2 tRNA genes and 2 rRNA genes are annotated in these 5,179 nt (G+C 51.9%); all 4 read right to left on the reverse strand.

The features are described 5' to 3' along the window. Positions 1-79: 79 nt before the first annotated feature. Positions 80-2,912 (reverse strand): 23S ribosomal RNA (locus KO513_RS00005). Between the two features lie 205 nt (positions 2,913-3,117). Then, positions 3,118-3,194: transfer RNA gene (locus tag KO513_RS00010), tRNA-Ala, on the reverse strand. A 123-nt stretch (positions 3,195-3,317) separates the two neighbouring features. Further along, positions 3,318-3,391, reverse strand: a tRNA-Ile gene (locus KO513_RS00015). 148 nt (positions 3,392-3,539) lie between these two features. After that, a 16S ribosomal RNA gene (locus KO513_RS00020) occupies positions 3,540-5,065 on the reverse strand. The 16S and 23S rRNA genes sit together here with 2 tRNA genes alongside, the layout of an rRNA operon. Positions 5,066-5,179: the final 114 nt, after the last annotated feature.

Raw genomic sequence — 5,179 nt, forward strand, 5'->3', positions numbered from 1 at the left:
TCCCTTTAAGTAAAAAGGTCGAAAGTTATAGAGAAAAGGTTGTCGCCCTTTCCCGCACGAGGCGGGAAAGGGACTTATGTTGCGCAAGCCGTACGGACAATTAGTACCACTCGGCTACGGACATTACTGCCCTTGCACCTATGGCCTATCGACGTGGTCGTCTCCCACGGTCCTTTAAAGAAATCTCATCTTGCGGTTGGTTTCGCGCTTATATGCTTTCAGCGCTTATCCAATCCCGACATAGCTACCCGGCAATGCCCCTGGCGGGACAACCGGTGCACCAGCGGTCGGTCCGGCCCGGTCCTCTCGTACTAGGGCCAGGTCCGCTCGAATTTCTAACGCCCGCAGTAGATAGAGACCGAACTGTCTCACGACGTTCTGAACCCAGCTCGCGTGCCACTTTAATGGGCGAACAGCCCAACCCTTGGGACCTTCTCCAGCCCCAGGATGTGACGAGCCGACATCGAGGTGCCAAACCCCCCCGTCGATATGAGCTCTTGGGGGAGATCAGCCTGTTATCCCCGGCGTACCTTTTATCCTTTGAGCGATGGCCCTTCCATGCGGAACCACCGGATCACTATGCTCTTGTTTCCAACCTGTTCGACCTGTATGTCTCACAGTCAAGCGCCCTTGTGCCATTGCACTCTACGTACGATTGCCGACCGTACTGAGGGCACCTTTAGAAGCCTCCGTTACTCTTTTGGAGGCGACCACCCCAGTCAAACTACCCACCACGCACTGTTCCCTCTTGGAGGGTTAGGCCCCGGACAAGCAAAGGCTGGTATTTCAACGGTGACTCCAACACACCTGGCGGTGCGCCTTCAAAGTCTCCCAGCTATCCTACACATTGCTTGACCAAGGTCAATACGAAGCTATAGTAAAGGTGCACGGGGTCTTTTCGTCCCACTGCGGGTAACCGGCATCTTCACCGATACTACAATTTCACCGAGCTCATGGCCGAGACAGTGTCCAGATCGTTGCACCATTCGTGCAGGTCGGAACTTACCCGACAAGGAATTTCGCTACCTTAGGACCGTTATAGTTACGGCCGCCGTTTACTGGGGCTTCAGTTCAATGCTTCCTCCCGAAGGATTCACATCTCCCCTTAACCTTCCAGCACCGGGCAGGTGTCAGGCCCTATACTTCATCTCTCGATTTTGCAGAGCCCTGTGTTTTTGATAAACAGTCGCCTGGACCTCTTCACTGCGGCCCATCTAAAAGATGGGCGACCCTTCTCCCGAAGTTACGGGTCTATTTTGCCTAGTTCCTTAGCCATGAATCTCTCGAGCGCCTTAGAATACTCATCCCAACCACCTGTGTCGGTTTACGGTACGGGCCGCACATCTCGCTTTTCTTGGAAGTCGATACGCTGGATTATCACCTTGGCCGTAGCCTCGGTGTACTATCGCGGTGTTACCACTCGCTTCAACGTGCAATTCCGTCTGCACGCACCAACTTCTCGCCTCCGTCGCTTTCAATGATGTGCGGGTAGCAGAATATTAACTGCTTGTCCATCCACTTCCCCCTTCGGGTCCGCGTTAGGTCCCGACTGACCCCCAGCTGATTAGCATAGCTGGGGAAACCTTGGTCTTTCGGCGTGCGGGTTTCTCGCCCGCATTATCGTTACTTATGCCTACATTTTCGTTTGTAGCTCCTCCAGCATCCCTCGCAGGTACACCTTCAACGGCACTACAATGCTCCCCTACCCCTTGTATGAATACAAAGCCATGGCTTCGGTAATATGCTTATGCCCGATCATTATCCATGCGGAACCGCTCGACCAGTGAGCTGTTACGCACTCTTTAAATGAATGGCTGCTTCCAAGCCAACATCCTGGCTGTCAATGCAGTTCCACCGCGTTTTTTCAACTTAGCATATATTTTGGGACCTTAGCCGATGGTCTGGGTTCTTTCCCTCTCGGACATGGACCTTAGCACCCATGCCCTCACTGCGCAGAAACGTTTTATAGCATTCGGAGTTTGTCAGGAATTGGTAGGCGGTGAAGCCCCCGCATCCAATCAGTAGCTCTACCTCTATAAAACTATCTACACGCTGCACCTAAATGCATTTCGGGGAGTACGAGCTATTTCCGAGCTTGATTGGCCTTTCACCCCTACCCACAGGTCATCCCAAGACTTTTCAACGTCAACGGGTTCGGTCCTCCACTATGTGTTACCACAGCTTCAACCTGCCCATGGGTAGATCGCACGGTTTCGCGTCTACTACTACTAACTATGGCGCCCTGTTAAGACTCGCTTTCGCTACGGCTCCGGACCTGAAGTCCTTAACCTTGCTAGTAAAAGTAACTCGTAGGCTCATTATGCAAAAGGCACGCCGTCACCCCGAAGGGCTCCGACCGCTTGTAAGCGTATGGTTTCAGGATCTTTTTCACTCCGTTGTTCACGGTTCTTTTCACCTTTCCCTCACGGTACTGGTTCACTATCGGTCTCTCAGGAGTATTTAGTCTTGGCGGATGGTCCCGCCGGTTTCACACAGGGTTTCACGTGCCCCGCGCTACTCAGGATACCGCTATCTTGCAGGTCTTTACCTATACCGGGCTATCACCGTCTATGGCCAGGCTTTCCAACCTGTTCTAGTTCATCGCTGTTCGAACGTCGCGGTCCTACAACCCCGCACATGCCGGAACATGTACGGTTTGGACTAATCCGGTTTCGCTCGCCGCTACTCCCGGAATCACTTTTGTTTTCTCCTCCTCCGGCTACTTAGATGTTTCAGTTCACCGGGTTTGCCTCCTTGCGGATAACATGTCTTCAACATGCTGGGTTGCCCCATTCGGATACCTGCGGATCATATCGTATGTGCCGATCCCCGCAGCTTTTCGCAGCTTATCGCGTCCTTCATCGCCTCTGAGAGCCTAGGCATTCCCCATACGCCCTTATCTAGCTTGTCGCCAGACCTTTTGTTCTATTCGTATTTCGTACTCTTTACTTAAAAAATTCGTGTTTTCTTTTTCTTCAGTACATATATCCCGAAAGATATACGTCCTGTCCCAATATGTCAATGAACTTGTGGCGAGTCGCCACGGACAATTAAAAATTACCCTTGTGGCCACTCATGCAATACTTGAAGACAAATCAATTGTCCCCAGGCACCGCCTGGTGGAGAATATCGGAGTCGAACCGATGACCTCCTGCGTGCAAGGCAGGCGCTCTAGCCAGCTGAGCTAATCCCCCATATACTAGTAGTTAGCATATAGTAGTCAGTAGTCAGTACTTCCAACTACTACTCAACTTCTAGAATTTCCTATTCAATTTTATTCTCAATGAACGTGCGCACCTAACAAAAGGTGCCCTCTGTAGTCCCAGGCAGACTCGAACTGCCGACCTCTACATTATCAGTGTAGCGCTCTAACCAGCTGAGCTATGGGACTGTCCCTACCACTCTTTGTACTCCGTACCAAAAGAGGTATCTTATATTATTAATGTGGAGACTCTATACTATACTTACAGATCTTGTACGACTTGAATATTTAGAACGAGGCGTCGGGGCCTTTTCGTTTTCGGCGGCCGAAGCTCTAGAAAGGAGGTGTTCCAGCCGCACCTTCCGGTACGGCTACCTTGTTACGACTTAGCCCTAGTTACCGATCTTGCCCTAGGCCGCTCCTTGCGGTGACGGACTTCAGGCACTCCCGGCTTCCATGGCTTGACGGGCGGTGTGTACAAGGCCCGGGAACGTATTCACCGGATCATGGCTGATATCCGATTACTAGCGATTCCAGCTTCACGGGGTCGAGTTGCAGACCCCGATCCGAACTGTGACCGGTTTTGTGGATCCGCTCTGCGTTGCCGCATGGCTTCCCGCTGTACCGGCCATTGTAGCACGTGTGTGGCCCAGGACGTAAGGGCCGTGATGATTTGACGTCGTCCCCACCTTCCTCACGGTTTGCACCGGCAGTCCCGTTAGAGTCCCCGACATGACTCGCTGGCAACTAACGGTAGGGGTTGCGCTCGTTATAGGACTTAACCTGACACCTCACGGCACGAGCTGACGACAACCATGCAGCACCTTGCAAATTGCCCGAAGGAAAAGTCATCTCTGACCCTGTCAATATGCATTTAAGCCCTGGTAAGGTTCCTCGCGTATCATCGAATTAAACCACATGCTCCACCGCTTGTGCGGGCCCCCGTCAATTCCTTTGAGTTTCATTCTTGCGAACGTACTCCCCAGGTGGGATACTTATCACTTTCGCTTGGCCGCCCAGGTCTCAAGGACCCGGACAGCTAGTATCCATCGTTTACGGCGTGGACTACCAGGGTATCTAATCCTGTTCGCTCCCCACGCTTTCGTCCATCAGCGTCAGTCGATGGTTAGTCAGCTGCCTTCGCAATCGGTGTTCTATGTAATATCTATGCATTTCACCGCTACACTACATATTCCGCCAACTTCACCATAACTCAAGACCGACAGTATCAAAGGCAATTCTACCGTTGAGCGGCAGACTTTCACCCCTGACTTATCGGCCCGCCTACGGACCCTTTAAACCCAATAATTCCGGATAACGCTCGGACCCTCCGTATTACCGCGGCTGCTGGCACGGAGTTAGCCGGTCCTTATTCTTACGGTACCGTCAGTGGGCTACACGTAGCCCTTTTTCTTCCCGTATAAAAGCAGTTTACTACCCATAGGGCATTCTTCCTGCACGCGGCATGGCTGGATCAGGCTCCCGCCCATTGTCCAATATTCCTCACTGCTGCCTCCCGTAGGAGTCTGGTCCGTGTCTCAGTACCAGTGTGGGGGATCCCCCTCTCAGGGCCCCTACCCATCGCGGTCTTGGTGAGCCGTTACCTCGCCAACTAACTAATGGGACGCATACTCATCCCCTACCGTAACCTTTAACCATAAATACGATGCCGTAATATGGTACCATGTGGTATTAATCCAAATTTCTCTGGGCTATCCCACAGTAGGGGGCAGATTGTATACGCGTTGCGCACCCGTGCGCCGGTCGTCAACATCTAGCAAGCTAGACTTGTTACCCCTCGACTTGCATGTGTTAGGCCTGCCGCTAGCGTTCATCCTGAGCCAGGATCAAACTCTTCATCGTTGTTTCATTATATGTTATAAGTCTTTCAACCCCGAAAATTTCCCGGCCCCGACTCTCATCCTAAAATAAAAATCTTAAACTCTAATCTGTATGTTGTTTCGTAATTCATCGGAA

The sequence above is a fragment of the Zobellia sp. B3R18 genome (assembly GCF_018860715.1).
Classification (GTDB): Bacteria; Bacteroidota; Bacteroidia; order Flavobacteriales; family Flavobacteriaceae; genus Zobellia; species Zobellia russellii.